This is a genomic window from Rhodococcus sp. P4_B6, assembly GCF_056402215.1.
The window spans coordinates 38,132-64,418 of sequence record NZ_JBFUHV010000037.1 but is presented as its reverse complement, the minus strand read 5'-3'; the positions used below and the strand labels follow the sequence as shown (position 1 = coordinate 64,418).

At 68.6% G+C, this 26,287-nt stretch carries 24 protein-coding genes; 10 read left to right on the top strand and 14 right to left on the bottom strand.

The genetic code is table 11. The features are described from left to right. Positions 1–3: 3 nt before the first annotated feature. Entirely contained in the window at positions 4–930 is a 927-nt protein-coding gene (locus tag AC1DWT_RS19665) for a MetQ/NlpA family ABC transporter substrate-binding protein (protein ID WP_206012923.1), read from the top strand. Continuing rightward, positions 930–2,189 (top strand): NtaA/DmoA family FMN-dependent monooxygenase, encoded by a 1,260-nt coding sequence (locus AC1DWT_RS19660; protein WP_206012924.1) that lies wholly within the window; start codon positions 930–932, stop codon positions 2,187–2,189. Before AC1DWT_RS19665 ends, AC1DWT_RS19660 begins: the two co-directional genes overlap by 1 nt. Before the next feature lie 43 nt (positions 2,190–2,232). Here AC1DWT_RS19660 and AC1DWT_RS19655 read toward each other — a convergent pair whose 3' ends face one another. The 3 genes from AC1DWT_RS19655 to AC1DWT_RS19645 are packed head-to-tail and all read right to left on the bottom strand — an operon-like array spanning position 2,233 to position 3,959. Further along, positions 2,233–2,943: a GNAT family N-acetyltransferase gene (locus AC1DWT_RS19655; protein WP_477921879.1), complete on the bottom strand. Its 711-nt coding sequence runs from the start codon at positions 2,941–2,943 to the stop codon at positions 2,233–2,235. 9 nt (positions 2,944–2,952) lie between these two features. After that, entirely contained in the window at positions 2,953–3,453 is a 501-nt protein-coding gene (locus tag AC1DWT_RS19650) for a flavin reductase family protein (RefSeq protein WP_072944120.1), read from the bottom strand. Continuing rightward, the gene (locus tag AC1DWT_RS19645) at positions 3,450–3,959 is read right to left on the bottom strand and encodes an NADPH-dependent FMN reductase (RefSeq protein WP_206012925.1); all 510 of its coding nucleotides are present in this window, start codon (positions 3,957–3,959) and stop codon (positions 3,450–3,452) included. Before AC1DWT_RS19645 ends, AC1DWT_RS19650 begins: the two co-directional genes overlap by 4 nt. A 199-nt stretch (positions 3,960–4,158) precedes the next feature. On the opposite strand from AC1DWT_RS19645, the gene AC1DWT_RS19640 reads away from it, so the two are divergent. From AC1DWT_RS19640 to AC1DWT_RS19630, 3 genes are read left to right on the top strand one after another with little or no spacing between them, the layout of a single operon-like run. After that, a complete protein-coding gene (locus AC1DWT_RS19640) occupies positions 4,159–5,031 on the top strand; it encodes a MetQ/NlpA family ABC transporter substrate-binding protein (RefSeq protein ID WP_095865865.1) in 873 nt (290 codons plus the stop codon). Continuing rightward, on the top strand, positions 5,032–6,054 hold the full coding sequence (locus tag AC1DWT_RS19635; protein ID WP_072944113.1) for a methionine ABC transporter ATP-binding protein: 1,023 nt from the start codon (positions 5,032–5,034) through the stop codon (positions 6,052–6,054). Continuing rightward, on the top strand, positions 6,051–6,713 hold the full coding sequence (locus AC1DWT_RS19630; RefSeq protein ID WP_206012926.1) for a methionine ABC transporter permease: 663 nt from the start codon (positions 6,051–6,053) through the stop codon (positions 6,711–6,713). The genes AC1DWT_RS19635 and AC1DWT_RS19630 overlap by 4 nt, the downstream gene beginning before the upstream one ends. Here AC1DWT_RS19630 and AC1DWT_RS19625 read toward each other — a convergent pair. The 8 genes from AC1DWT_RS19625 to AC1DWT_RS19590 all read right to left on the bottom strand — a co-directional run bounded on the left by AC1DWT_RS19625 (position 6,646) and on the right by AC1DWT_RS19590 (position 15,476). Continuing rightward, positions 6,646–7,533 carry an ABC transporter ATP-binding protein gene (locus AC1DWT_RS19625; protein ID WP_241031301.1) on the bottom strand — a complete coding sequence of 296 codons (888 nt, stop codon included), beginning with the start codon at positions 7,531–7,533 and terminating at the stop codon, positions 6,646–6,648. The two genes, AC1DWT_RS19630 and AC1DWT_RS19625, sit on opposite strands and share 68 nt — an antisense overlap. Beyond that, entirely contained in the window at positions 7,526–8,392 is an 867-nt protein-coding gene (locus AC1DWT_RS19620) for an ABC transporter ATP-binding protein (protein WP_206012927.1), read from the bottom strand. The genes AC1DWT_RS19625 and AC1DWT_RS19620 overlap by 8 nt, the downstream gene beginning before the upstream one ends. Beyond that, entirely contained in the window at positions 8,382–9,239 is an 858-nt protein-coding gene (locus AC1DWT_RS19615) for an ABC transporter permease (protein ID WP_206012928.1), read from the bottom strand. The genes AC1DWT_RS19620 and AC1DWT_RS19615 overlap by 11 nt, the downstream gene beginning before the upstream one ends. Before the next feature lie 6 nt (positions 9,240–9,245). Then, positions 9,246–10,271: an ABC transporter permease gene (locus tag AC1DWT_RS19610; protein WP_095865869.1), complete on the bottom strand. Its 1,026-nt coding sequence runs from the start codon at positions 10,269–10,271 to the stop codon at positions 9,246–9,248. Continuing rightward, the gene (locus tag AC1DWT_RS19605) at positions 10,268–11,791 is read right to left on the bottom strand and encodes an ABC transporter substrate-binding protein (RefSeq protein WP_072944104.1); all 1,524 of its coding nucleotides are present in this window, start codon (positions 11,789–11,791) and stop codon (positions 10,268–10,270) included. The genes AC1DWT_RS19610 and AC1DWT_RS19605 overlap by 4 nt, the downstream gene beginning before the upstream one ends. 36 nt (positions 11,792–11,827) lie before the next feature. Beyond that, the gene (locus tag AC1DWT_RS19600) at positions 11,828–13,219 is read right to left on the bottom strand and encodes an LLM class flavin-dependent oxidoreductase (RefSeq protein WP_072944102.1); all 1,392 of its coding nucleotides are present in this window, start codon (positions 13,217–13,219) and stop codon (positions 11,828–11,830) included. Between the two features lie 150 nt (positions 13,220–13,369). Next, positions 13,370–14,734, bottom strand: a complete 1,365-nt coding sequence (locus tag AC1DWT_RS19595) for an aminotransferase class I/II-fold pyridoxal phosphate-dependent enzyme (RefSeq protein WP_072944101.1) — start codon at positions 14,732–14,734, stop codon at positions 13,370–13,372. Between the two features lie 43 nt (positions 14,735–14,777). Further along, on the bottom strand, positions 14,778–15,476 hold the full coding sequence (locus tag AC1DWT_RS19590; protein ID WP_206012929.1) for an alpha/beta hydrolase: 699 nt from the start codon (positions 15,474–15,476) through the stop codon (positions 14,778–14,780). Between the two features lie 199 nt (positions 15,477–15,675). On the opposite strand from AC1DWT_RS19590, the gene AC1DWT_RS19585 reads away from it, so the two are divergent. From AC1DWT_RS19585 to AC1DWT_RS19575, 3 genes are all read left to right on the top strand, one after another. Then, a complete protein-coding gene (locus tag AC1DWT_RS19585; protein ID WP_206012930.1) occupies positions 15,676–16,974 on the top strand; it encodes an O-acetylhomoserine aminocarboxypropyltransferase/cysteine synthase family protein in 1,299 nt (432 codons plus the stop codon). Between the two features lies 1 nt (position 16,975). Then, positions 16,976–18,046: an LLM class flavin-dependent oxidoreductase gene (locus tag AC1DWT_RS19580; RefSeq protein ID WP_206012931.1), complete on the top strand. Its 1,071-nt coding sequence runs from the start codon at positions 16,976–16,978 to the stop codon at positions 18,044–18,046. Between the two features lie 71 nt (positions 18,047–18,117). Continuing rightward, complete coding sequence (locus tag AC1DWT_RS19575; RefSeq protein ID WP_206012932.1) at positions 18,118–19,500, top strand: flavin monoamine oxidase family protein; 1,383 nt, start codon at positions 18,118–18,120, stop codon at positions 19,498–19,500. On the opposite strand, the gene AC1DWT_RS19570 is transcribed toward AC1DWT_RS19575, so the two are convergent. Beyond that, a complete protein-coding gene (locus AC1DWT_RS19570) occupies positions 19,494–20,291 on the bottom strand; it encodes an SDR family NAD(P)-dependent oxidoreductase (RefSeq protein ID WP_072944092.1) in 798 nt (265 codons plus the stop codon). The two genes, AC1DWT_RS19575 and AC1DWT_RS19570, sit on opposite strands and share 7 nt — an antisense overlap. Before the next feature lie 161 nt (positions 20,292–20,452). Then, complete coding sequence (locus AC1DWT_RS19565; RefSeq protein WP_477921875.1) at positions 20,453–21,877, bottom strand: aldehyde dehydrogenase family protein; 1,425 nt, start codon at positions 21,875–21,877, stop codon at positions 20,453–20,455. 162 nt (positions 21,878–22,039) lie between these two features. Here AC1DWT_RS19565 and AC1DWT_RS19560 point away from each other — a divergent pair, with 162 nt between their 5' ends. Next, positions 22,040–22,675 carry a DUF4232 domain-containing protein gene (locus AC1DWT_RS19560; RefSeq protein ID WP_206012934.1) on the top strand — a complete coding sequence of 212 codons (636 nt, stop codon included), beginning with the start codon at positions 22,040–22,042 and terminating at the stop codon, positions 22,673–22,675. A 29-nt stretch (positions 22,676–22,704) separates the two neighbouring features. Here AC1DWT_RS19560 and AC1DWT_RS19555 read toward each other — a convergent pair whose 3' ends face one another. Further along, positions 22,705–22,875, bottom strand: a complete 171-nt coding sequence (locus AC1DWT_RS19555; RefSeq protein ID WP_167372207.1) for a hypothetical protein — start codon at positions 22,873–22,875, stop codon at positions 22,705–22,707. Between the two features lie 124 nt (positions 22,876–22,999). On the opposite strand from AC1DWT_RS19555, the gene AC1DWT_RS19550 reads away from it, so the two are divergent. Next, positions 23,000–26,272, top strand: coding sequence for an arabinosyltransferase domain-containing protein (locus tag AC1DWT_RS19550; protein WP_206015952.1), 3,273 nt, complete (start codon positions 23,000–23,002; stop codon positions 26,270–26,272). The last annotated feature ends 15 nt before the right edge of the window (positions 26,273–26,287 follow it).

Below are 26,287 nucleotides of genomic sequence, written 5' to 3'. Positions count from 1 at the left end.
CCCATGACGACTCGACCCCGCTCGGTGACGCGCGCCCGCGCTGTCGCGGCAGGCGGACTGACGGCCACACTGCTACTCCTCCTGACCGCGTGCGGCGCGGGAGGTGGCAACGACCGCACCGAGGGCGACGGTCCGCAGACCACGTTCAAGATCGGGTACACCGCCGGATCGATCCTCGACGAGAAGCTCGCCAAGGAGGTCGCGAAACTCGCACCCGACCACGGCATCACCGTCGAACCGGTGCAGATCGAGGATTCGAAGCTCAAGAACCTCGCGGTCTCCCAGGGCGACATCGACGCCAACCACAGCCAGCATCAGGAGTGGATGCGGGTGCAGAATGAGGACGGCAACTTCGGACTATATGCGGCCGGCGACTGGTACGTCCTGAAGTTCTCGGGCTATTCCGAGAAGTTCGACAAGCTCGAGGATCTCCCCAAGGGCGCCAAGGTCGCCATCCCCGACGACCCGTCGAACCAGGCGCAGGCCCTGCAGACCCTGCAGGACCTCGGCCAGTTGACGCTGAAGGACGGAGTCGACCCGTCCCGCGTGACGATCCGCGACGTCAAGGACAACCCGAAGTCGTTCGAATTCACCGAGGCCGCGCTGGCGCAGTTGCCGCGCACGCTCCCCGACGTCGACCTGGCGCTGGGCTGGCGTTCCAACTTCGATCTCGCCGACGTCCCGGACGACAAGATCGTCTTCAACGCCCCCGCCTACGAGCTGTATTGGATCGAGGTCGTCATCAACGAGAAGAACAAGGACAACCCCGACTTTGCGCCGCTGCTCGACACGTACCACGATCCGCGGATCGGTCAGCTGATCGACAGCGACCCGTTCTTCTCCCGGGTGGCGCAGAGCATCGAGTCGGCGCGGGCCACCGACCGGAGCCAGACGAACGTCGACGGCGCCGCCGCGAAGCCCGCCGGCTGATGCCCGCGCAACGAGAGGTCATCCTCAACGTCAACGTGCTGGACGTGGGTTTCCACCCGTCCGCGTGGCGGGCCCCCGATCTGCACCCGACGTCGTTCATCGACCCCGACTACTACGCCGAGGTCGCGAAGATCGCGGAGCGCGGCACCCTGGACGCGCTGTTCCTCGCGGACGGTCCCGCGCTCCGCGAGGATCCCGCCGTCAAACCGACCCGGGCGCTCGAACCCACCACCGTTCTCGGGGTGGTGGCGAGCGCGACGGAGCACCTCGGGCTGATCGGCACGGCGTCGACGACGTTCAACGACCCGTTCGACCTGGCGGACCGGTTCCTGTCCCTCGACGTCGTGTCCGGCGGGCGGGTGGCGTGGAATGTGGTGACCACGTTCCACGCCGGGACGGCCCACAACTTCGGTCTCTCCCGGATCCCCGACCGCGAGGCGCGGTACCGCCGCGCCTCCGAGTTCGTGGACGTCGTCACGGCGCTGTGGGAATCGGCGGCCACCCGGGTGCCGGTGCACCACGACGGGGAGTTCTTCCACGTGCACGGTGTGCTGCCCGTGCCGCCGTCGCCGCAGGGCCGCCCGCTGCTAGTGCAGGCCGGTGGTTCCCCGCAGGGCCGCACGCTGGCCGGACGCAGCGCCGACGCGGTGTTCTCGGCGGAGCTCACACTCGACGCCGGTCGGCAGCACTACCGGCAGGTGAAGGACGTCGCGCGCGCGGCCGGTCGCGACCCCGGGTCCGTGAAGATCCTGCCCGGCCTCGTCACGGTGGTAGGCAGCACCGAGGCCGAGGCGATCGCCCGGTACGAGGATTGGGAGTCCAAGGCCGCCGAGCGGCTCGGCGGGATGCTCGGCGTCGACCTCAGCTCACTCGACCCGGACCGGCCGATCCCGGAGGACCTGCTGCTGGCGCCGGTCGACCCGTCGTTCTCCGGTTCCCTCGGGTTCCGTGAAGCCGTCGTGCGACTGGCACTGGAGAGCCGGTACTCGGTGTCCGAACTTCTGCGCAAGGCAGGCGGCTTCGGCCACCGGCTCGTCGTCGGCTCCCCCGAACAGATCGCCGACACCATCGAGGAGTGGTTCGTGGCGGGCGCGGCGGACGGATTCAACCTGATGCCGGACGGATTCCCCTCCGGCCTCACCGATTTCGTCGACCACGTCGTACCGGTACTCCGCGAGAAGGGGATCTTCCAGCACGAGTACGCCGAATCGACACTCCGCGAACGTTTCGAGGGCGCTCCGCTCCCCGTGCGTGGTTGACGAGTGCAGGGACTCGTTAACCACGCACGGGCGGCGGAGCCGCCTACGCGGGTGTCCGGACCACGGTGAGGGCGGACTGCCGGCGGAGGGTGAAACCCAGGCTCTCGTACAGCCGGATCGCCGTCGTGTTCGACTGCGCGGCGTGCAGGAACGGCGTCTCCCCGCGTGCGTGGATACCGGCTCCGACGGCGCGGACGAGCCGGGCACCGAATCCGCGGCCCCGGAAACGCTCGTCGGTGCAGACCGCGCTGATCTYGGTCCAGCCGGGCGGATGCAGCCGCTCTCCCGCCATGGCGACGAGTTCGCCGTCGACCCGAAACCCGAGGTAGGTCCCCATCTCGATGGTCCGCGGAAGGTACGGTCCGGGCCGGGTGCGGCCGATCAGATCGAGGATCTCCGGAACATTGTCCGCGCCGAGGACCTCGGCGTCCGGGTCCGGTACGACGTCCAGCGCGGTGCCGTCCATCTGGACCAGGCCGAAGGAGTCCAGAACCTCCCAGCCCGGCGGCGGCGTGTGCCCGAATCCGCGGAGCGCGGCCGTCGCCGACGGGCCGAGCAGTGCGGCCAGGTCCGCCCAGTCCTCGTCCACCAGGGTGTCCGGGTGGCCGACGTGCGGCGCGACGTCCGGGTGATACCGCGCCACCCGGCCCGACCACCGGGCGAAATGCGCGTGCTCGCCGCGCAGGGATTCGCGAATCGCGTCGTCCAGAGGATGGACGTCCGTCTCGGCCGGGGCCGTCAGTTCCGTGGTCATCGCACTCGGTTACGACGCGACGGTGCGGAGCCAGCGGAACCGGCTGCGGTGGAACACGATCGGCTCGATCTCCGACTGCACCCGCAGCTCGTTGATCCGCAGGACCACGATCGCGTGATCGCCCGCGGGCACCTGCTGGGTGACGGTGGTGTCCAGCCACACCGACGCTCCGTCGATGAACAACGCGCCGCCGTCGGTGGTTTCGGTGTCGAGGCCCGCGAACCGGTCACCGGTCTTCGCGGCCAGCACACGCGCGGCGGCGTCGTGCGCCTCACCGAGCACACTGATCCCGACGTGCTCGAGGTCCGCGAGCTTCGGCCACGTCGTGGACGTGTTCTGCACGCAGAACGCGACGAGCGGCGGCTCCAGGGACACCGGCACGAACGTGCTCGCTGCCATCCCGACCCGTTCACCGTCGACTTCGGCGCAGACGGCGACGACACCGCTCGGGAAATGTCCGAACGCCTCTCGGAGCGAAGTCTTGTCCAGTGTGCCGTCTGCCTGCGTCATGAGAGTTCCGTCCGGGTCCGGGCCGCCGCGGTGAGGATCGAACCCCACCGCTCGGCGTAGTCGGCGATGCGCGTGTCGGTGGTGTAGGCGGTGTCGATGAGGTAGAGGCCCGGCGCGGGGGCTGTCGCGCCCAATTCCACGAGCACCGGCTTGAGCAGCAGGTCCGGCGCCATGGCGTGTGCCGGGCCGGCCCCGAGCATCAGCGGCACCACCACGACGCCCTTCAGGCCGTCGCCGGTCGCGAACTGGTCGAGGAACAGTTTCAGCACACCCGTGTACGACGCCTTGAACGTCGGGCTGGCGAACACCACGAGATCCGACGAGGCCACGGTCTCCACGGCCGCCGCGACCTTCTCGTCGCCCCACCCGAGCAGTCCCGGACCGAGCTCGATCACGTCGACCGTGGAATCCACGGCGGCGCCTGTCACCGCGGCCGCGACCAGACCGGCCGCGTCCAGCGTCCGTGAACCGGGCTTGGGATTGCCGGCCACTACCGTTACCTTCATTGCCTCATCACCTCTCGCATGCCTACCCCGCCACCCTAGAGCACTCAGTGGTTCCGGTCGAATACTGCAGGGCAGGAACGGAAGTCGAGGCACGTTCCTTCGAATCACGGCGATCGAAACCATTCCGCACCGCGCGCGGACGGGCTACGTTGTCAGCGGCCACACTCCGTGGTCAGCAGATCGATCGTGGGGATTTTTCGTGAAGTTCAGCCGTTCTCTCGCCCTTGCCGCCGTTCCTCTCCTGGCGGTACTGACAGCGTGCTCCGGTGGATCCGGCGGCGCCGACGGCGACACGGTTCGGATCGGAACCACCGAGGCCAGCGACCTTTCGTGGGAGATCTTCGAGGAGAAGGCGAAGGACGCGGGTATCACGCTCGACGTCGTGAACTTCTCCGACTACTCGCAGCCGAACATCGCCCTGTCGCAGGGGCAGATCGACGCCAACCTCTTCCAGCACCTGCAGTTCCTCGGCGAGTACAACACCGGCGCCGACGACGACCTCACCCCGATCGGCGCCACCCAGATCGTGCCTCTCGGCCTGTACTCGCAGAAGCACCAGAGTGTCGCCGACATTCCGCAGGGCGGGGAGATCGCCATCCCCAACGACCCCAGCAACCAGGCTCGTGCGCTGTTCGTGTTGAAGGGCGCCGGCCTGCTCACCCTGACCGGCGACAACCCGTCCCCCACGCCCGCCGACATCGACGCGGGTAAGTCCAAGGTGAAGGTGACGCCGGTCGACGCCGCGCAGACGGCGCTGTCGCTCGCGTCCGTGGACGGTGCGATCGTCAACAACACCTTCCTCGAGCGTTCGGGCATCGATCCCGAATCGGCCCTCTACAAGGACGACCCGTCGAGCCCCGCCGCCGAGCCGTACATCAATACGTTCGTCACCCGCGCCGAGGACAAGGACAACGCGACGTACCTCGAACTCGTGAAGATCTGGCACAACCCCGAGATCCAGGCCGCCGTGCGCGAGGAGTCGAAGGGAACGTCGGTCGAGGTGGAACGCGACGGCGCGCAGCTGCAGCAGATCCTGTCGCGGGTCGAAGAGGGAATTCGTTCGGCCAAGTAGATGACACCGATCGTCCGATTCGAATCCGTCACCAAAACCTTCCAAGCCGGAAAGAAGACACTCACCGCCGTCGACGCCGTCGATCTCACCATCGAACGAGGTGAGATCTTCGGGGTCATCGGCTACTCGGGGGCCGGGAAGAGCACGCTGGTCCGGCTGATCAACGGCCTGGAACGCCCCACCGGTGGGCGCGTCGTCGTCGACGACGTCGACATCACCGCGCTGCCGGAATCGAAACTCCGGCACGTGCGCGCGAAGATCGGCATGATCTTCCAGCAGTTCAACCTGTTCCGCTCCCGCACCGTCGCCGGGAATGTCGGATACCCCCTCGTCGTGGCGGGCTGGCCACGGCAGAAGCGCCGCGAACGCGTCGCCGAACTGCTCGCGTTCGTCGGCCTGTCCGACAAGGCGCGGGCCTACCCCGACCAGCTGTCCGGCGGGCAGAAGCAGCGGGTCGGGATCGCCCGCGCGCTGGCGACGTCGCCGGACCTGCTGCTCGCCGACGAGTCCACCAGCGCCCTGGACCCGGAGACCACGCAGGACGTACTCCGCCTGCTCCGCAAGGTGAACCGGGAACTCGGGGTCACGATCGTGGTGATCACGCACGAGATGGACGTCGTCCGGGCCGTCGCGGATCGTGTCGCCGTGCTGGCGGAGGGTCGCGTCGTGGAACTCGGCACCGTGTTCGACGTCTTCTCCGAACCACAGGCGCCGGCGTCGAAGAGCTTCGTGAGCACGATCCTGCGCAACCGCCCGGAACCGGCCGACCTGGAGCGGCTGCGCGCGCGTTTCGGTGGCCGGATCGTCACCGCCGACGTGCGGGACGGCAGCCGGATCGGCGACGTTCTCTCCGACGCGGGTGGGCACGGTGTCCGGTTCGAGATCGTCTACGGCGGCATCACCACCCTGCAGGACCGCTCGTTCGGCAGTCTGACGCTCGAACTCGTCGGTCCGGACGACGGTGTCGACGACGTCATCCGCCGGTTGCGGACCGTCACCGACGTCGAGGAAGTACAGGCATGACCACGAACTGGGACAAACTGCGCCCCGTACTGTTCGAATCCATCGGCACCACCATCTACATGGTGGTGATCACACTGGTGGTCGGCGGGCTGATCGGGCTCGCGGTGGGGACGCTGCTGTACGCCACGCGGAAGGGCGGGATCCTCCAGAACACGGCCGCCTACACGGTCCTGAACATCCTCGTGAACATCGTGCGGCCGATTCCGTTCATCATCCTGCTCGCCGCACTGGGGCCCGTCACCCTCGCAGTGGTGGGCCGGACCATCGGCACCGAGGCCGCGATCTTCGTGATGATCATCGCGTCGTCGTTCGCCATCGCGCGCATCGTGGAACAGAATCTGGTGACCGTCGACCCCGGTGTGATCGAGGCTGCCCGCGCGATGGGTGCCGGTCCCCTGCGGATCATCGTCACCCTGCTGATCCCGGAAGCCCTGGGCCCGTTGATCCTCGGATACACGTTCGTCCTCATCGGCATCGTCGACATCTCCGCGATGGCCGGCACCATCGGCGGCGGCGGGCTCGGCGACTTCGCCATCGTCTACGGCTACCAGCGCTTCAACTGGCAGGTGACCCTCGTCGCCACCCTCGTCATCATCCTGCTCGTGCAGGCCTCCCAGTTCTTCGGCAACTGGCTGGCGCGAAAGGCATTGCGCCGCTAGCGCCCGTGAGCCTCAACTCCCGGCGACGCTCGCGGGTCACGGCGCCACCACTCAAGGTGGGCGCCGATCCGACGAGGAGCGCGGTGTAGGGGTGCTGGGGATCGGAGATCACCTGATGGGTGGGTCCGTCCTCGACGATGTTGCCGCGGTACAGCACGACGATCCGGTCGACCAGCGCGGCGACGGCCCCCAGGTCGTGCGAGATGAACAGCTGAGCGAGCTGCCTCGAATGCCCGAGTTCGGTGAGCAGTTTCAGGATCTGGATGCGGTTGACCGAGTCGAGGGCGCTCACCGGTTCGTCGAGCAGCAGCAGCGCCGGATCCAGGACGAGGGCCCTCGCGATCGCGATCCGCTGACGCTGCCCACCCGACAGTTCGGCCGGAATCCGCGCCGCGATGCCGGCGTCGAGTCCGACACTGCTCAGCACCGCCGCGACCTTCGACCACACGGCGTCACGGAGCCCGCCCCGCACGATCAGACCCTCGGCGATCGACTCGCCCACGGGGATGTCCGGGTCGAGGCTCAGCAGCGGATCCTGGAACACGTACTGGACGGTCCCCGTGCGGCGGTGCGCCCGGCGTTGCGCCGCGGGCAGGTCGTCGACGCGCTGCCCGCGGATCTCGACCGACCCGGCCGTCGGGGTGATCAGACCGAGAATCGTCCGGGCCAGTGTCGTTTTCCCGGAGCCGCTTTCACCGATGAGTCCCACCTTCTCGCCGGCATCGATGGTGAGGTCGACGCCGTGCAGGATCTGCTTGCGGGCGCCACGGAGCCCACGCTCCACCCGGACGTCGGTCATGCGCAGCAACGGTTCAGACACGAGCCGCCTCCTTCCCGATGAACGACTCGAGCCCGTATTCCCGATGGTTGTCGACGAGTTGGCGGGTGTATTCGTGCCGGGGCGCGGTGAGCAGGTCGTCCGCCCGCCCGGACTCGACGACGGCGCCGTCCCGCATCACGATCACGCTGTCGCAGACCTGAGCGACCACGGCGAGGTCGTGCGAGACGAGGACGAGCGCGAGGCCCAGTTCTTCGCGCAGGTCCTCGAGCAGGTCGAGGACCTCGGCCTGGACGGTGACGTCCAGGGCGGTGGTCGCCTCGTCCGCGATGAGGAGTTCCGGTTCCGCGGACACCGCGATCGCGATGAGAACCCGCTGGAGCATGCCCCCGGACAGTTCGTGCGGGTACTGGCGGTACACGGTGTCCGCGTCGGTCAGCCCCATCTTCCGGAACAGTTCGAGGCCGCGCCGCTTGGCGTCGGCGCGGGACAGTCCGAGCGTGGAACGGAGCGCCTCGGCGAGCTGTTCACCGACGCGGATGGACGGGTTCAGGTAGGACGCCGGGTCCTGGAACACGGCGGCGATGCGGGTGCCGCGCAGGGGTCGCCACTGCTTGCGCCCGAGGTCGGTGAGTTCGATGCCGTCGAAGTCGATCGAGCCTGCGGTGACGTCGATTCCGCCGGGCAGGATTCCGAGGATGGCGCGGCAGGTCAGCGATTTGCCGCTTCCCGATTCGCCGACGATCCCGAGTGCTTCGCCGGGCGCGAGGGAGAAGTCGACGCCGCGGACCAGTTCGGTTCCTTCGTCGAGAGCGATACGCAGATCGCTGACGGTGAGCACCGGCCTGCGGGGGCGTGTGGTGTCCGGTGCCGAAGTGGCATCGAGTGTGTCAGTGGACATCCGAGGTGACCTCCTGTTTCCTGGGGGCGCGTCGTGCGGGGCGGCCGGTTGCATCGCGCAGTGCGTCGGCGATGGCATTGAGCGCCCACACGGTCGCCACGATCAGCAGCGCGGGGACGACGGGACCGAACGGAACCTGGTAGAGGTACTGCAGTCCGCTGGCGAGGAGTCCGCCCCAGGTGGGGTCGGGCGGGACGACGCCGATCCCGAGGAAGGTCAGCGAAGACACGATGACGAGGCTGGCCCCGGTCATGGCGGCGAATGTCACCCCGACCGCGGGCAGCACCTTGCGCACCGCGTGGCGGCGGATGATCCAGGACGTGTCGGCGCCCATCAGTTCGGCGGCCTCGACGTACTGGGAGTTGGCAACGGTCAGCGCCGCGGCGCGAGTGACCCGGTAGAACGCGGGCGCGATGAGGATGCCGACCGCGAACATCGCCTGCGCCAGCCCGTTTCCGAGCAGCGCGGTCATCGCGACGGCGAACACGAGGAACGGCAGCGTGATCAGCGCATCCATCAGCCGGAGCGTGAACCATTCCACGCTGCGCCCCAGATACACCGACAGGAAGCCCGGGATCACGCCGAGGAGAAATCCGACCACGACGCATTGCAGAGCCGACAGCACCGACACGGTCGAACCCGCAAGCAGCCGGCTGAACACGTCCCGTCCGACGTTGTCCGTTCCGAGCCAGTGAGTTCCGCTCGGGCCCTGCAGGATTGCCGACGTGTCCTGCTCGAGCGGGTCGAACGGCGCGAGAACGGGCCCGAAGAGCGCGAGGACCACGATCAGCCCGAGGACGATCAGCGCGGCGCGAGCGGAGTGATAGCGCAGAATTGCTGTGAGCATGGGATGTCAGTCTCTCCGCTTGGTGGCCGGCTGCAGGACGCTCTGGGCGATGTTGACGACGATGTTGCAGAACAGCACGAACACGATCGCCACCACGAGCGTTCCCTGGACGATCGGAACGTCCCCGCGCAGCGCGGAGTCGGCGGCGAGGCGACCGAAGCCGGGCATGGAGAACATGGTCTCCATCACGACGGCGCCGCCGATGAGCGTGGGGATCTTCATGCCCAGGATCGACAGGGCGGGACCGCTGCCGTTACGCAGGGCGTGCACGAACAGGATCCGTGACGGACCGATGCCCCGCACCACCGCGCCGGTGACGTAGTTCTGATCCAGTTCCGCGACCAGGCCGGTGCGGAGTTGCCGCGCGATATCGGCGACGACGTCCATGCTCAGCGCGATCGCGGGCATGATGATCAACGACAGCCAGCGGCCGAAGTTCTCGTCCGGCGGGACGTACCCGGCCGACGGCAGCCAGTGCAGCCCGACGCTGAAGACGAGGATCAGTCCGATGGAGATGACGAACGGCGGCAGCGTCGACGCCACCGACGTGTAGGCGGTGATCGCCCGGTCGAGCAGGCTGCCCTTGTAGACGGCGGCGAGCACCCCGAGCCCGACACCGAGGACGAGTCCGATGACCAGCGCGACACCCGCGATGGAGGCGCTGACGGCGAGCCGCTCACCGATCAACTCGCTGACCGGGATCTTGCTGAACCACGAGACACCGAGGTCGCCGCTCAGCATGCTCGACATCCAGTCGACGTACTGCTGCCAGACCGGCTTGTCCAGCCCGAACTCGGCGTTGATCCGGGCGATCGTCTCCGGGGTCGCGGCGTCACCGGCGATGCCGGCGGCCGGATTCAGCCCGCTGGCCGCACCGAGCAGAAACGTGATCAGGGTGGAGAACAGGAAGACCGGGACCACGATCAGCACGGTGCCGAGCACAATCCGCGCCGCCGTGCCGAACGCGCCCGCAGGCACCGGGAGAGCGAATGTCCTCCCGGTGCCTGCGGCCTCGATGTCTGCGGTGGTCACGAGACCGTGACGCCTTCCCAGCGAACCTGGGACGGCAGGATGTTCAGGTTCTTCAGGTCCGGGTTGGACACGATGATCCACGGGTTGCTGAAGAGGTAGTTCGTCGGCGACTGCTCGACACCGACCTTGACGGCCTGCCACAACCGCGGCTTGTACTCCGGGTCCTCGAGCGGGGTGCGGCGCACGGTGTCGAGTGCGGCGGAGAACTCCGGCGACGCGTGCGGGCCGCTGAGGTTCATGATGCCTTCCGGACCGTAGACGGCGAGCAGGTTCTGCACCGGGGATTCACGTCCGATGGTGCCGTCCGTGGCCAGCTGCGGGTTCTTCGCGATGTAGACCTCGCTCTGCCACGTCGACGATCCCGGCGGGACCACCTTGATCGTGGACTCGACGCCGATCTTCTTCAGCTGCGACTGCACGAGTTCCGCACGGTTGGTGGCCGCCGACTGCGCCGTGATCTCGATCGACAACTGCCCGGGCGCGTAGCCCGCCTCGGCGAGGAGACGAGATGCCTTGTCGGGGTCGTAGTTCCAGAGCTTCTCGATCTCCGGGTTGAACGCGAGGTAGCCGTCGGGGAACGGCTGGCTGGTGGTGCTCCCCAGCCCGTTCGTGATGACGTCGACGAATGCCTGGCGGTCGAATGCGTAGCGGAACGCCTCGACGATCTTCGGGTTGTCGAACGGGGCCTTGTTGAGGTTGATGGACACGTCGTTCGCTGCGAGCGACGGCTTCACGGTCACGTCGAGACCGGCGGCCTCGGCTTCCTTGGACTGCAACGCAGGCAGCGTCGCGAAGTCGATGGAGCCGGACTGGACACCGGCGACGAGAGTGGCCGGGTCCGGGGCGACGCTGAGTTCGAAGTGGTCGATGTGAATGTTCTCGGCGTCCCAGTAGTTCGGGTTCTTCTCGAAGTACGCGTGATCCTCGGCGACGAAATCGGTGATCGTGAACGGACCGGCCCCGACCGGCCACACGCTGAGCTTCTGCGGGTCGGCGGCCGCCGTCGGGCTGGCGATCGCACCGGTGCGCCCGGCGACCAGGTACGGGATCTGGTAGTCGGCGTCGGCCAGGTGCAGCGTGACGTCGGTGGCGGTGTCTGCCGTGACCTCGGTGACGCCGGCGAGCTGATCGCGCAGGAACGAATCGTCCTGGGTCTTGCCCCGGTCGAAGAACGCCTTCACTGCCTGCGAATCGAGGGTGGTCCCGTCGGAGAACGTCAAACCGTCACGCAGGCTGAACGTCACCGCGGTGCCGTCGGCGTTGTACTTCCAGCTCTCGGCGAGCGACGGTTCGACGTTGCCCTCGGCGTCGAGCCGGGTCAGCGACGCATACGCGAGGCTGATGGTGTTGATGTCGTTTCCGGTCCGGCTCGTCACCGGATCCCACGAGGTGGGGAGGTTGAACGCCCACTTGACCTCGGCGCCGTCCGAACTGCTGCCACCGCCGCACGCGGTGGCCACGAGACCGACGATCACTCCGAATATTACGGCGCCGGCGATCCGCCGGCTCTTCTTGCTCACTGGGTGCTCCTGACCATGCAAAGGGGGGGTGGTGATTCAGACGCTCGCGGACAGCGACGCGGTGGTGCCGGGCAGCGGGGCGGGGTCGATTCCCTCACGCCGCGCACGGGTGTAGCGGTTCTCCGCGAAGGGCAGGCCGAGGTTGCCGCGCAGGGTGTCCTGCTCGTAATCCTCCCGGACCACCCCGCGCTCGCGCAGGATCGGCAGCACCTCGTCGACGAAGCGGCGGAACTGCGCCGGGTGACCGATGTGGATGTTGATGCCGTCGAGGGCGTGACCGTCCAGCCAGCGCTGCAGTTCGTTCGCGACGGTCTCGGCGCTGCCGGTGAACGGCGACGTCTTCGGCGCGTTGAGCGCCTCGACGGTCTGCCGCAGCGTCAGCCCGCGGCCGACGGCGAGGTCGGTGATCTTCTTCGCCTGCGTGTAGAAGCTCCGCTCGGCGTGCTGCAAGGCCTCGGTGGGGAACGGCGCGTCGAGGTCGTACTGCTGGAAGTCGTGCCAGCCGAACGGCCGGCCGAGTTCCCGCAGGGACCTACCGAAGTCGTTGTCCGCCAGCTGGGTCGTGCGTTCGATCTCGCGGGCGTCGGCGTCGGTGTCGCCCACGGTGACGGTGACGCCCGGCAGGATCACGATGTCCTCGGGGGCGCGCCCGTACGCCGCGGCCCGGTTCTTGATGTCAGCGTAGAACGCCGCTCCCGCTTCGAAACTCGGGGCATGCGTGAAGATCCCGTCGGCGATGCGCGCGCCGAGGTCGCGGCCCTGGTCGGAGTCGCCGGCCTGGAAGATCACCGGCTGGCCCTGCCGTGAGCGTTCGATGTTGAGCGGGCCCACCACCGAGAAGTGCTCACCCCGGTGGTCGAGGGTGTGCAGCTTGTCCGCGTCGAGGAAGCGGCGGGCGTCCCGGTCGCGCGGAAACGCGTCGTCCTCGTACGAATCCCACAGCGCCTTGACCACCTCGACGTGTTCGAGTGCCCGGCCGTAGCGGGTGGCGTAGTCGTAATGCTCCTCGAGGCTGTAGTTTCCGGCGGTGCCCGAGTCGCCGCTGGTGACCACGTTCCAGCCTGCGCGGCCGCGGCTGATCAGGTCGAGGGACGCGAACCGTCGCGCGAGGTTGAACGGCTGGTTGAACGACGTGGTCAGGGTGCCGACGAGCCCGATGTGCTCGGTGGCCACGGCGAGCGCCGACAGCAGCGTCAGCGGCTCGAGCCGGTTCAGGTAGTGCGGGGGCGAGTCGGGGGTGATGAACTGGCTGTCGACGATGAACACGAGGTCGAACCGCGCCTGCTCGGCGAGACGCGCGTACTCGATGTACCAGTCGATGTCGACGCTGGCGTCGCCGGGGATCTCCGGGTCCAGCCAGGTGTACGGGTGCCCGGGACCACCTGTGGGGGTGAGGACAGCTCCCAATTTCAGTTGCCGTCTCGTCATGTTCTCGCTCCTTCGTCGTTCGCCGTCAGGCACCTGCCTCGGCACGCCGCGTTGAAGTGTATGGAGCAAACAGACGCGTGCAGAGTATTAAATTCTCGATGTTTCAAAACATATTTCGTATGTCCCGCAGTGCTGCCGAACAAAGTCCGATCAGTCGAAGAACTCGCGCGACGACTCCGCGACAGCCGCCGCGACGACGTCGGCGAGCTGCCCGATCAGCTCGGCGTCGTCGGGCAATTGAGTGGCCGACAGGCGCAGGAGTTGCCGTGCGGGTGACCGCACGAACGACCGCGATCCCGCCCCCACGGAGATGCCCTGCCGCGCCAACGCGACCAGCGCCGCGGTCTCGTCCGACACCGTCACCCACACGACCAGACTGTGCGGGCCCGCGAAAGCCTCGATACCGCGGTCGATCAGGGCCCCGAGCAGCGTCGTGCGCCGCGCGGCGTAGCGTTCGTGCGCCGCCGTGACCGCGTGTTCGGCGTCGGCGCTGCCGATCAGGTGGGCGAGGGTGTTCTGCAGGATCCGGCTGTTCGAGCCGACGCCGTGACTGCGCACCTTCATGGCCTTCTCGATCAGCTCGCGGGAGCCGCCGAGGACGGAGGTCCGCACGTCGATCCCGTACGCCTTGCAGTAACTGCGGATCCGGACGACACGCTGCGGCAGTTCACAGCCCAGCGTCGGCGGTTGCTCCGGTTCGAGCGGTCCGATCGAGTCGTCCTCGACCACCCACACCGCCGGATGCCGTCGCAGCACGTCGGCGAGTTCGCGGGTGCGCCGCGCGCTGACCGCGTGGTCGACGGCGAACGGCGCCCCGGGCTGGAACACGAACGCGACCGCACCGGCCGTCAGGGCCTCGTCGAGCGCGTCCGGCCGGGGACCGTCGCGGTCGGCGCCGACGCCGACCGCATCCAGACCCAGATCGCGGAGGGTGTCGAGCACGCCCGGGCCGAGAGGCTCGTCGACCGCCACCCGGGACCCGGGCGGCGCCGCCGCCTCCACCGCCAGCAGCAGCGCCTCGGTGCCGCCGCCCGCGGTCGCCCACGCCTCCGGTTCGAACGGCCACCCCGGAGCGACGGCATTGCGCAGACGCTCGGTCATCAGTTCCCGCCCGAACACATTCAACGTCTCGGCGTCCAGGCTGGACAACAAAGCGTCGGACAGGGACGGCTGCAGCGCCAGATCCGGTGCATTCTGCGCCAGGTCGACGCCACGCCAGTCAGGGATGCCGCGCTCGGGCACACTGTCGAGCGGCGGTAGAACCACGGTGCCGCCGCGGCGGCGGGTCTGCACGAAACCTTGCTCCTGCAACCGGCCCCACGCGCTGACGATCGCACCGACACTGAGATCGGTCGCCTTCGCGAGTGCGCGGACGGTCGGCAGGCGGTCGCCGGGGCTCAGCTCACCCGACCTGATGAGGTCGGCGACGGCATCGGCGAGTTCCGCGGTGCGGCCGTCGATTCGTTCGAGCAACCACTCCGGAGCAATCGTCTCCGACTCCAGCACCGCTGACATCCACACCCCTTCGATCGACAACCACTACCGGCCCCGCCCCGGGTCATTGCGCGAGTGCGCCCGCCGGTTCGCGGAGGAGGACGTCGGGCGTGCCGGGCAGTCGCAGACGCTCGAGGAACTGCACGATCTCGGCGGCGACGGACCGGTGGGACACGTCGTTGAGAATGTCGTGCCGCCCGTCGTTCACGACGACCACGCGGGCGCCCGGCAACGCGGACGCGACGGCGACGACCTCCGCCGCCGGGCTGAGGACGTCGGCGCCTCCGTGGACGACGAGGACGGGAACCTGCACGTGGGTCAGCGAATCCGCGGTGGCGACCGGCGCTTCCGCGCCGAGCGTGCCCCGGTCGAGAGCATCGTCCGCGGCCAGGACGCCCCGGTGCACCGGACACGCGGAGCGGATCTCGAGTTCGCCGTCCCACCCTCCGGTGAAGGCGTCGGTGCCCGCGACGAGGAGACCCGCGGCCACGACCCCGGACACGGCCGGATGGGTGGCGGCGAGGTCGAGCGCGGTGAGGGCGCCACTGTCCGACCCGACGACGGTGAGCGGGAGACCGGACTCGGCGTCGGCGATCACCCGAGCGGCCGCCGCGGGGTCGTTCTCCACCACCGCGACGCGGTAGCCATCGAACGCGATCCGGCGGGCGAACCTGCGGTACACGTGAGCATGCTCACCTCGGCCGGCGATGACGATCACCGAGCCACGCGCGGTCGCTTCGGGTTCCAGCCAGTCGATGTCCACTGATTACCTCACTCGGGGTGGTTGTTCGCAGGATTGACTGCGTCACCCTGACTCACTCGCGCGCGGCGAAACAAGAGTAATGCTCGAGCAGAACAAAACGCGTGTCTTCTCGTCACACTTCGTGTTTTGTTCCGAACATATTCGTTTTGTGATCGACCCCCGGCCAATCAAGAGTATCGACGAAGGGACAGGCACACCGATGCCCGAGACCACAGGGTTCGCGACCCGGCAGGTCCGCACCGGCTATCAGCCCGGCACGCCGCAGAACACCGCGATCCCCCCGATCTACCAATCGGTTGCCTACGACTTCGGCAGCTTCGACCAGGCACGGGACATCTTTTCCCTGCGCCGCAAGGGAAACCTGTACAGCCGCACCGGGAACCCCACCCAGGCCGTGCTCGAGCAGCGGCTCGCCGACCTCGACGGCGGTGTCGCCGCGCTGGCCACCGGGTCCGGGCAGTCCGCCGTCGCAGTCGCACTGCTCACCCTCGCCAAGTCGGGGCAGCACATCGTCGCGGCGCGGCAACTGTACGGCGGCACGGTCGACCTGCTCACGGACACGTTCGCGGACTTCGGGATCGACGTCACGCTCGTCGACCAGGACGACCTCGACGCCTGGCGTGCGGCCGCGCGCCCCGAGACCCGGGCCTTCTTCGCCGAGACGATCGGCAACCCCGTCGCCTCCGTCCTCGACGTCCGGGCCGTCGCCGACATCGCGCACCAGGCCGGGGTACCGCTGATCGTCGACAACACGATCGCCACCCCGTACCTGCTCCGCCCCAAGGACTTCGGCGCCGACATCGCCGTGTACTCGGCCACCAAGTTCATCGGCGGGCACGGAACGTCGCTGGGCGGGGTGATCGTCGACCTCGGTACATTCGACTTCGGCGCGGAGCCGCGGCGCTGGACCCAGTTCACCGAGCCGTATCCGCGGATCGGCGACCTCGTGCTGTGGGACGAGTTCGGTCGCGACCGGAGCGCGTACCTCGTGTACGCGAAGACGAAGGTCGTCCACGACCTCGGTCCCGCACTGTCCCCGTTCAATTCGTTCCAGCTGCTTCAAGGGCTGGAGACGCTGGACCTGCGGCTGGAGCGGCAAGTCGGTTCGGCGCTGGCGATCGCACAGTTCCTCGACGGTCATCCCGCGGTGGCGAAGGTCAATTACCCCGGACTGCCGGAGAACCGGTGGCACGACGCGGCCCAGCGGTACCTGCCGCGCGGCGCCGGCTCGGTCTTCTCGTTCGACCTCGCCGTCGACGACGCGAAGGTGGCGAAGTTCGTCGACTCGCTGCAACTGTTCGCCATCGTCGCCAACATCGGCGACGCCCGCTCGCTGGTGGTGCACCCCGCCACCACCACGCACAGCCACCTCGACGACACGCAACTCCGCGACGCCGGATTCGGCTACCGCACCGTCCGATTGTCCATCGGACTGGAGAACCTGGAAGACCTCGTCGACGATCTGCGTGCGTCGCTCGACGCCATCACGGAGGAATGACATGCATTTCGGCTACTGGACGCCCATCTACGGCGGGTTTCTGCGCAACCTGGGCGACGAAGGCATGCCCGCCACCTGGGACTACGTCAAAAAGCTGTCGCAGCTGGCGGACCGGCTCGGATACCACACCACCCTCGTCCCCGAGCTCTACCTCAACGACCGCAAGGGCGTCGACGCACCCAGCCTCGAGGCCTGGTCGCTGTCGTCGGCGATCCTCGCGGTCACCGAACAGCTCCGGGTGATGACGGCGGTGCGACCCGGATTCCACCTGCCCGCGGTCACCGCGAAGGAATCGGCCACCATCACCGACATCGCCGGCACCACCGACGCCGGTGCGGCACGGTTCGCGCTCAACGTCGTCGCCGCCTGGTGGGAGGAAGAAGCCCGGCAGTACGGCGGCGCGTTCACCCGGCACGACGACCGGTACCGGCAGGCCACCGAATTCGTCGACGTACTCCGCGGACTCTGGGAGCACACCCCGTTCACCTACCAGGGCGAGCACTTCAGCGTGCGCGACTCGATCCTGTCGCCGAAACCCGCAATCCATCCCCCGGTCTTCGCGGGCGGCGAGAGCGAGAGCGGCCGCGAATCGATCGCGACGTTCGCCGACTCGTACGTGCTGCACGGCGGCACCGTCGACGAGGTGCGCACCAAGATCGCCGACATGAACGCGCGGTCGCAGCGAATCCACCAGCGGGACATGGCCGAATTCGGCATGTCCACCTACATCATCGTGCGCGACACCGAAGCCGAGGCCCGCGCCGAGCTCGAACGCATCACCACCGTCGACCCGCACTCGCCCGGGTACGCGTCGTTCGAGGAGTTCGTGAAGAACTCCGAACTCGACGTCGAACTGTCCAAGCGCGAATACTCCGTCGGCACCCGCGGACTGCGCCCCGACCTTGTCGGCACACCGGAACAGGTCGCGGAGAAGATCCGGGCCTACCAGGACGCCGGCCTCACCCTGCTGCTCATCCAGTGCTCCCCCGCGCACGAGGAACTCGAGCGCATCGCCGAGCAGGTGTTCCCGCTCGTCCCCACCCGTGAGTACTTGTTAACCACCGGCGGTTAACAAGTACTCACGGGGGCCTTGACCGGACCCCTCGTCGCGAGTAAGGATCGAAGAGCGCGAGGGGATTCGTCATGGCAGACATCGAAGTCGACTATTGCGTCGTAGGAGCCGGATTCGCCGGACTGACGGCGGCGCTGCGTCTGAAACAGGCCGGGCACACGGTTGCACTGATGGAGGCCCGCGACCGGATCGGCGGGCGCACGTTCACCGAGACCCGCGACGACGGTTCGTGGATCGACCGCGGCGGCGCGTGGATCGGGCCGGGGCAGGACCGGATCTACGCCCTGATGGACGAATTCGGCGTCCCGAGTTACAAGCAGTACACCGACGGCGACGCCATGATGGTCGTCGACGGCAAGCAGTACCGGTACAAGGGCACGATTCCCCTGACGATGAGTCCCTGGGCCACGGCGAATCTCGGCGCCGTATTCTTCGAACTCGGCCAGATGTGCAAGACGATCCCGCTCGAGGCGCCGTGGGAGGCGAAGAAGGCCGCCAAGTGGGACGCGATCAGTCTCGCGAAATGGCTCGGCGACAACACGTTGTCCAAGCCTGCCCACGACCTTCTCGAGACCGCCGTCGCCGGTTGCTACACGTCCGCCGCATCCGAGGTGTCGATGCTGTTCGTGCTGTATCAGATGGCGTCCGGCGGCGGTCCCGGTTTCGTTCTCGGTGTGAAGGACGCGGCCGAGGATGCGCGGCCGGTCGGCGGGATGGGGGCCGTCTACCGTCCGATGGCAGCCGAGATCGGCGACGCGCTCCACCTGTCGCAACCCGTCCGGGACCTCGCGCAGGACGGCGACGGYGTGACCGTTCGCTCCGGGGACCTGGCCGTGCGGGCGCGGAGAGCGATCGTCGCGGTGCCTCTCGCCATCGCGAGCCAGATCCTCTACGAGCCCCTGCTCCCGATGGATCGGTCGTTCCTGCACCAGAGGATGCCGAGCGGCGCCGTCATGAAGATCGCCGTCGTTTACGACGAACCCTTCTGGCGCGCCGACGGATTGTCGGGGCAGTCGGCGGCCCCCGACTCCCCCGCGACGATCACCATCGACGCCTGCACCGACACCGGACGTCCCGGCGTTCTGTGCGTGATCGTCGAGGGACCGATCGCCCGCACGCTGGGGACGCTGCCGGAAGCGGAGCGGAAGAAGGCGGTGCTCGGCGAGTTGACCGCGAGATTCGGAGCCGCAGCGGCCTCCCCCGTCGACTACATCGAGCAGAACTGGAGCCTGGAGCGGTACTCCGGCGGCGGCATGCTCAGCCACGCACCGACGGGAGTGCTCACCCAGTTCGGCCACGCCCTCCGCGCGCCGTGCGGTCGCATCCACTGGGCGGGCACGGAGAGTTCGTCCGTGATGTGCGGCTGGGTCGACGGCGCCGTCCGCTCCGGTGAACGCGCCGCCCGCGAAGTCACCCAGCGCGACGGCGTGCTGTCACCCGCCCACGCTCAGTAGTAGACGGCGCCCGGCGCACCCCCACCGACCGCAACCGCGTCGCCGGTGATCCCGACGCTGCGCGGCGACGCCAGGAACGTGACGACGTCCGCGACCTCGCTCGCGTCGATCAACCGGTGGATCGAGTTGGTCGCCAGCCGCGACTCCAGTTCGGCAACGGGCACCCCTTCCGCCTCGGACTGCTCCGTCAGCCGGTCGACGAGTCGTTCCGTCCGCGTCAATCCGGGATGCACCACGGTGACGTTGACGCCGTGCGGTCCGAGTTCGTCGGCGAGGTTCTTCGTCAGCGCCGACACCCCGACGTTCCGGACGGTCTGCGCGATGGAGTTGGCCTGGCGTGCACCGAGCCCGCTGATGTTGATGATCCGTCCCCACCCCTGCTCGACGAGGTGCGGTGCCACCGCGCGGGCGGTCCGCAGATAGCCGAGCACCTTGATCTCGAGTTCGCCGCGGACCACGTCGTCGGTGGTGGACGCGAAGTCGCTCGGCTTGCCCGCACTCCACGGTGTGGCCGCCGCGTTCACGAGAATGTCGACGCCGCCGAGTTCGTCCACCGTTCGCTGCACGAGGGCGCGCACCGACTTGTCGTCGCCGGTGTCGGTGGGTACCCCGATGACCCTCCGGCCGGTCTCCTGCGACAGCGTCTTCGCCGCCAGTTCCAGCGCCTCGGCGCCCCTGGCCGCGAGCACCACGTCGACCCCCTCCGACGCGAGGCTGCGCGCGATCGCGAGACCGATTCCGCGGCTGCCGCCGGTGACGACGGCCCGTTTGCCGCTCAGACCGAGATCCATTGTGTTCTCCTCATCTCCGCTGTCCACCCCTCGATTCGAGGGTAGGACCGCGACGGCGGGGAGTCACGGATTCGGTTCAGCGTGAGGCCAATTGCGCTCCGCACCCGTGCGCCTTTCTGGTAGCAGTCACTACCAGAAAGGCGCACGGGCGGCGAAGCCGCCTACCGTTGGATCGACTTGATCTCGAGGAACTCCTCGAAGCCGAGGACGCCCGCCTCGCGACCGATGCCCGACTGCTTGTACCCGCCGAACGGGGCGTTGGTGTTGAACGCGCCGCCGTTCACCTCGACCTGGCCGGCGCGCAATTGCCGCGCGACCCGGTCGGCCCGCTCCTGGTCTCCGGACCACACGCCGGCGGCGAGCCCGTACTCCGTCGYGTTGGCGATCCGCACGGCGTCGTCCTCGTCCTGGTACCCGATGATCGACAGGACGGGACCGAAGATCTCCTCCTTGGCGATGGTCATGTCCTCGGTGACACCGGAGAACACGGTGGGGCCGACGAAGTAGCCGGAATCCTGGCCGGTCTCCCGGCCGTCGAGGACGGCGCGCGCGCCTTCCGCGATGCCCTGTTCGATGAAGCCGCGGACCCGCTTCAGCTGGTTCGAGTTCACCAGCGGCCCGAGCACCGACGTGGCGACCGTCGGGTCGCCGACCGAGTAGTTCTGCGCGACCTTCGCCGCGATGGCGGAGGCCTCGTCCACCTTGTCCGCGGGGACCAGCATCCGGGTGAGCGCCGAACAGGTCTGGCCGGAGTTGAGGAAACACTTGGCCACGCCGTCGGTGACCGCCGTCGTCAGGTCGGCGTCGTCGAGGATGACGTTGGCGGACTTGCCGCCGAGTTCGAGTGCCACCTTCTTCACCGTCTCGGCCGCGACCACCGCGACCCTCTTGCCCGCCCGGGTGGAGCCGGTGAACGAGACCATGTCCACCTCGGGGTGGCCGGCGATCGCCTCGCCCACGACCGGCCCGAATCCGCTGACGAGGTTGAACACGCCTGCCGGCAGACCGATTTCGTCGAAGATGTCGGCGAGGGCATAGGTGGCGAGCGGCGCGACCTCGGTCGGCTTGAGCACCACGGTGCAGCCCGCGGCCAGCGCACCGCCGACCTTCAGCACCACCTGGTGGAGCGGGAAGTTCCACGGGGTGATCGCACCGACGACCCCGATGGGTTCGCGCACGATCAGCGAGTTGCCCACCTCGTGGGCGTCGAAGTCGTAGGTGGCGGCCAGTTCGGCGAACGCGGCGAGGTTCGCGAGGGGCATCCCGATCTGGATGGGCTTCGCGAATCCCAGCGGCATGCCCATGTCGCGGGACACCAGGGCGGTGAAGTCGTCGAGGCGCTCCTTGATCAGGGCGGCCGCCTTCCGGAGGTACTCGCCGCGTTCCGTGCCGCTGAGCGCGGACCATGCGGGGAAGGCGGCTCGTGCGGCAGTCGCGGCGCGAKCGACGTCGTCGGGGGTGCCCTCGGCGACCACCGCGATGACGTCCTCCGTGGCCGGGTTGACCACGTCGATCCGGCCCGTCCCCTGCGAATCGACCCAGGATCCGTCGATGTAGATCTTGGTCCGGTCCAGAACTTCGCTCATCGATCTGCCTCCAGTGAAAGTGTCGCGGAAACCTTGCGCCCGCAGCCTACGACCGGAGCCCGCCTGTTCGGGGCGAATGCGATCTCCCCGAACCACCCACCGGGACGCCGCCGATCGCGGACCATCGACGTACGCCGCACAGTCAGCAGGAGGAGCGATCAGATGCGCACGCAGTCACCGGCACGCACCCTTCTCGGAGTACTCGGTATCGCCGCCGCACTCACCGCCTCGGCATGTGGCTCGACGGACGAGTCGGGGACCGCCGAACCCTCGCCCGGCGGCCTCACCTCGACGACTTCGGAGGCGGCCACCACGACAACCACCGCCGCCACCACCACGACCACCACCGCGCCGTCGCCGACCGGGACGACCACTGCGCACCCCGACCGCTGCCTGATCGGCGAACTGCAGGTGACGCTCGGCCAGCCCAGCGGGGCGGCCGGATCGCAGGAGATCCCGCTCATCTTCACCAACACCGGCACCCGCGACTGCATCCTCCACGGATACCCCGGGGTGTCCTACGTCGCGGCCCCGGACGGCCCGCAGGTGGGTGCGGCGGCCGAGAGGGACGGCGGAACGGAGACTCCCGTGACGGTGGCTCCGGGCGCGCGGGCCACCGCTGCGGTGCGTGCGACGGTGGTGCAGAACTATCCCGCCGACACGTGTGGCCCCACGCCGGTCGCGGGTTTCCGGGTGTATCCGCCGAACGACACCGGTTCGGTGTTCCTCCCCTACCCCACCACCGGCTGTTCGCAGACCGGCGTGAAGCAGCTGTCGGTGCAGCCCGTCACGGGGTGACCTTGTTCACCCGCACCGGGTGAATCGGCTCACCCCGGGCCCGACCTACGGTCGGGATAGACGTGGTCGCGCAGGAGGAGGGCGGAGGCATGTTCGAGATCATCCGCGAAGTGCATTCCGAGGTTCGGCACCGCCGCGGCCCGCGGCATCACCATCATCTCCTCACTCGGCCGGAGCGCCGGTGGCGGATCATGAGACACCTCCTGATGTGATCCTCGGGGGCGAGAATCCCTCCCACCAGGACTGTTCCTTGCCTTCGCTCACCATCGGCGCGGATGGGTACTATCCGACGTCGTGACTGACAGCAGGCTGGAATCGGCGAATGTGTCCAGAGACGACTCGGACGAGTCGCCGATCGGGACCCCGCCGCAGTCGTCTCCTCTCGGTCAGTCGGTTCGCTCCGCCCGTCTCCTCGCCATCGTCGCGTCCCTCTTCGGTGTACTGCTCACCTTGTCGCTCCCGTTCCTTCCGGTCGAGCAGGACAGCGCCACCCTCACCTGGCCGCAGAACGGCAGCACCGGAAGCGTCGAGGCACCGCTCGTCTCCTACGCGCCACTGAGCCTCGACGTGCGAATCCCCTGTTCGACGGTCGGCGAACTCGCCGACCGCGGCGGGCTGCTGACCTCCACCGCCCCCGCGGGTGCCGCCGACGCCGGGAGGTACGGACTGGTCGCCAGGGTGAATCCGGCGACCGCGGACGGTCCCGCCGGCGTCGAGGTGGTGCTGCGGAACCAGGTCCTGCTGTCGTCACCGCTGGACGGGCTACCCGCCGATTGCACGCTCGTGGTGTCCTCGGATTCGACGCGGACCACCGCCGGATTCGTGACGGCAGGCCAGGACGCCCCGACCGTCGTCGACGGCGACCTCCGCCCGCAGATGGTGGGCATCTTCAGCGACCTCGACGGGCCGGTGCCCGACGGACTGCAGGTGAGCGCGCAGATCGACAGCCGGTTCTCGTCGACGCCGTCGACGATCAAGTTCGTCGCCATGGTGGTGGGTGCGCTGGCCACGATTCTGGCCCTGGTGGCACTGCACCGGCTCGACAACGTGGACGGTCGCCGGGCACGACGATTCCTGCCCACCCGCTGGTGGTCGTTCGGGGCCGTCGACGCCGTCGTTATCGGCACGCTGGTGCTGTGGCATTTCATCGGCGCCTCCACCTCCGACGACGGCTACCAGTTCAACATGGCCCGCACGTCCGAGGCCGCGGGCTACATGGCCAACTACTTCCGCTGGTACGGCGTCCCCGAGGCGCCGTTCGGGTCCCCCTATTACGACGTCCTCGCGGTGCTGGCGAACATCACACCGGCCAGCCCGTTCGTGCGCCTGCCCGCGCTGCTCGCCGGCATCGTCGCGTGGCTGGTGATCAGCCGTGAGGTGGCACCGCGACTCGGCGCCGCCGTCCGGGGCAACCGGCTCGCGCTGTGGACCGGCGGGCTGGTGTTCCTCGCGTTCTGGCTCCCCTACAACAACGGTCTGCGGCCCGAACCGATCGTCGCGGTGGGCGTGCTGCTCACGTGGTGTTCGGTGGAACGCGCCGTCGCGACCCGTCGGCTGCTGCCCGCCGCGGTGGCGATCCTGGTCGGCGCGGCCACGCTGACCGCGGGACCGTCCGGGTTGATCTGCTTCGGCGCCCTCGTCGCCGGCGCCCGGCCGATCCTGCAGATCGTGATCGCGCGGGCCAAGACCGTGGGCTATCTGGCACTGCTCGCGCCGCTCGTCGCGTCGGGAACCGTGATCCTGGTGGCGGTGTTCGCCGACCAGACCCTCGCCGCCGTCATGGAGATGCAGCACGTGCATGCCATCGGCCCCAACGTCCCCTGGTTCGACGAGTACCTCCGCTACCAGTACCTGTTGAACATCTCCGTCGACGGTTCGCTGTCGCGCCGGTTCGGTGTGTTCGTGATGGTGCTGTCCCTGGCGGTGACGGTGCTGGTGATGCTGCGCAAGGGTGGCCGGATTCCCGGGACCGCGGCCGGACCGTCGCGGCGGCTCATCGGCATCACGCTCGCCGCGATGGGCCTGATGATGTTCACGCCCACCAAGTGGACGCACCACTTCGGTATCTACGCGGGACTCGCCGGGTCGCTCGCCGCCCTGGCGTCGGTGGCGGTGAGCGCCTCCGTGGTGCGCTCGCCACGCAACCGCGCCCTGTTCGCGGCCGCCGTGCTGTTCCTGCTGGCGATGTGTTTCACCAGCACCAACGGGTGGTGGTACGTGTCCAGTTACAGCGTCCCGTGGTGGGACAAGCCGGTGTCGATCGCCGGACTCGGTGCGGGCACGATCCTGCTCGGCGCCACCCTGGTGATGCTGCTGATCGCGGCGTGGTGCTACTTCCGCGAGCCCTACGCGCGCAACGACTCCGTGCGCAAGCGCCGCGTGTGGGCGCTCCCGCCGTTGACGGTGGCGGCCGCCGCGATGGTGCTGTTCGAGGTGCTGTCGATGGCGAAGGGCGCGGTCGCGCAGTACCCGGCGTTCTCCCTCGCACGCTCCAATGTCGACGCCGTCACCGGCGCACCGTGCGGCCTCGCCAACGACGTCCTGCTCGAAACCGATCCCAACGCGTCACTGCTGCAACCGCTGTCCGGTGACGCGGCGACCGCCCTCGCGGGCACCGGCAGCGTCGGCTTCACCCCGAACGGTGTCGCCGGAGACCTGAGCGCCGACGAGGAATCGTCGGATGCGGGTGTCGCCAACTCCGTCAAGACCGACAACACCGAGCAGACGGCGTCGAGCAACGCCGCGGGCACCGGCGGCGGCGCCGGCGCGGTGGGTGTCAACGGCAGTGCCGTGGCATTGCCGTTCGGACTGGACCCCGCGAGCAGCCCGGTCCTCGGCAGTGACGGCAGCGACGGCGACGCGTCGCTGACCACCGGCTGGTACCGGCTGCCCGGTGCCGAATCGGATACCGGTGCCGGTGACCTCGTCTCCATCGCCGCGGCGGGTCGCATCCGCTCCGTCGACGCGGACGGCGTCGTCACCTACGGCCAGAACCTCGAGGTGGAGTACGGCACCGCGCAGCAGGACGGCACGGTCGCGGTCGCAGGACGGGTGACGCCGATCGACATCGGTCCGGCGCCGTCGTGGCGCAATCTGCGGGTTCCGCTCGATTCATTGCCGGCCGATACGGATGTCATCCGGCTGGTGGCGTCGGACACGGACAGCGATCCGCAGCAGTGGCTGGCGGTGACACCGCCGCGGGTTCCGCGGACGCAGACACTGAACGACGTGATCGGATCCGAATCGCCGGTCATGATCGACTGGGCTGTGGGCCTTGCGTTTCCGTGCCAGCGACCGTTCGATCACCGGGCCGGTGTCGCGGAGGCGCCCGAGTACCGGATCCTCCCGGACCGTCCCGGCGCGATCATGACCAGCCTGTGGCAGGACCGGTACGGCGGCGGCCCCCTCGGCTGGATCGAGATGACCCGGGCGAGCCGAACCATACCGTCGTATCTGAAGAACGACTGGGACCGCGACTGGGGCGGAGTGGAGCAGTACTCCCCCCTCGACGCGGGTGCGACGGCCGCGGAGATCGACACCACCCGGACTCAGCGTTCGGGACTGTGGAATCCGGCGCCGATCATCACCGCCTACTGAGCGTCGGTGACGCGC